The following is a 2,368-nucleotide window of genomic DNA, read 5'->3' as shown; positions in this document are numbered from 1 at the left end:
TGGATGGACGACGGCTCGCCGGAGCTGACGCCGCAGGTGAAGAGCAAGTACAAGTTCGACGCCCGCTACCTGGACGACATGCTGCGGGTGTCGTGGGACACCGCGTTCACCTATGTCGCGAAGGCCGTCATCCTGATCGCCACGCGGTACAGCGGTGAGGCGGGGGCGCGGCGGCTGCGCGAGCAGGGTTATCCGCCGGAGATGATCGAGATGATGAAGGGCGCGGGCACCCGGTGCTTCAAGCATCGGGCGGGCATGCCGGTGCTCGGCATCATCGGCAAGATGATGAACACGCGGTTCAACGGCGGGGTGCTGCCGTTGGTGGACAGTTGGATTCGGAAGGTGGGGCCGGACCGGGCGCAGGGCGGCAAGTACTACTCGAACTACACCTGGCACGGCGACCAGGACCCCAGCCAGCCCTGGTGGAACGGCACGCAGAACTGCGACGTCGACCTCTCGGACATGCGGTTCAGCAAGCTGAACACGAGCTGGGGCAAGAACTTCGTCGAGAACAAGATGCCGGAAGCGCACTGGAAACTGGAGTCGATCGAGCGCGGCTGCCGGATCGTCGTGATCACGCCCGAGTACAACCCGACGGCCTATCGTGCCGATTACTGGATTCCGGTCCGGCCGCAGACCGACGCGGCCAACTTCCTGGGCGCCTGCAAGATCATTCTCGACGAGAACCTGCAGGACATCGACTACATCAAGAGCCAGACGGACATGCCCTTGCTGGTCCGCACGGACACGCTGCAGTACTTGGACCCGCGGGATGTGATCGCGGACTACAAGTTCCCGGACTTCTCGAAGAGCTATTCGGGCCGGGTGCAGTCGCTGAAGCCGGAGCAGATCGAGCGGCTCGGCGGGTTCATGGTGTGGGATCTGGCGAAGAACCAGGCGGTGCCGCTGCACCGGGAGCAGGTCGGCTGGCACTACTTCCACAGCGGCATTGACGCGGCCCTCACAGGCACCTACCGGGTGAAGCTGCTCAACGGCCGCGAAGTGGACGTGATGCCGATCTACCAGATGTACCTGGTGCATCTCCAGGACTACGATCTGGACACCACGCATCAGATCAGCCGGTCGCCCAAGGACCTGATCGTGCGGTGGGCGCGGGACAGCGGGACGGTGAAGCCGGCGGCCATGCACAACGGCGAAGGCGTCTGCCACTACTTCCACTGCACCGAAATGGGCCGGGCGGCGGCGCTGGTGCTGACCCTCACCGGCAACATCGGCAAGTTCGGGGCGGGCTGCCACACCTGGTCGGGCAACTACAAGGCGGGCATCTGGAACGCCACGCCCTGGTCCGGCGCCGGGTTGGCGGTGCACACGGGCGAGGATCCCTTCAATCAGACCCTCGACCCCAACGCCCACGGCAAGGAGATCAAGACCAAGTCGTATTACTATGGCGAGGAAGTCGGTTACTGGAACCATGGCGATACGGCCTTGATCGTCAACACGCCCAAGTACGGCCGTAAGGTCTTCACCGGCAAGACCCACATGCCCAGTCCCTCGAAGGTGCGGTGGGTCACCAACGTGAACATTCTGAACAACTCCAAGCACCACTACGACATGGTGAAGAACGTCGATCCGAACATCGAGATGATCGTGACGCAGGACATCGAGATGACCTCGGACGTGAACCATGCGGACGTGGCGTTTGCGTGCAACAGTTGGATGGAGTTCACCTATCCGGAGATGACGGCCACGGTGAGCAACCCGTGGTTCCAGATCTGGAAGGGCGGCATCCGGCCGCTGTACGACACGCGCAACGACGCGGACACGTTCGCGGGGGTGGCGGCGAAGCTGACGGAGATGACGGGCGATGCCCGGATGCGCCAGGTCTTCCACTTCGTCTACCTGAACCGCGTGGACGTGTACGTGCAACGCACCTTGGACGCCAGCGCCACCGCCTATGGCTACAACGCGGACGTGATGCTGAAGTCCGAGAAGGGCTGGATGGTGATGGGCCGCACCTATCCGCGGCATCCGCTGTGGGAAGAGACGAACGAGTCGAAGCCCCACTGGACCCGTTGCGGGCGGATCGAGACCTACCGGGTGGAGCCGGAGGCCATCGAGTACGGCGAGAACTTCGTCGTGCACCGCGAGGGCACCGAGGCCACGCCCTATCTGCCCAATGCCATCATGTCGTCGAACCCGTTCATTCGGCCGGACGACTACGGCATTCCGATCACGGCGCAGCACCATGACGACAAGCATGTCCGCAACCTGCGGCTGCCGTGGCAGGAGATCAAGCGGCATGCCAACCCGTTGTGGGAGAAGGGCTACCAGTTCTACTGCGTGACCCCCAAGACGCGGCATCGGGTGCACAGCCAGTGGTCGGTGAACGACTGGGTGCAGATGTACG

General features: G+C 63.4%; 1 protein-coding gene. It reads left to right on the top strand.

The window, feature by feature from the left end; translation table 11 throughout:
- Positions 1-2,368: molybdopterin-dependent oxidoreductase (locus AB1555_19970; GenBank protein MEW6248955.1), on the top strand; the 2,368-nt coding region annotated here is incomplete at both ends.

This window comes from Nitrospirota bacterium (assembly GCA_040755395.1).
GTDB lineage: Bacteria > Nitrospirota > Nitrospiria > Nitrospirales > Nitrospiraceae > DATLZU01.
Note: the sequence above shows the minus strand (reverse complement) of the source record. Positions and strands in the feature narration are given on the sequence as shown.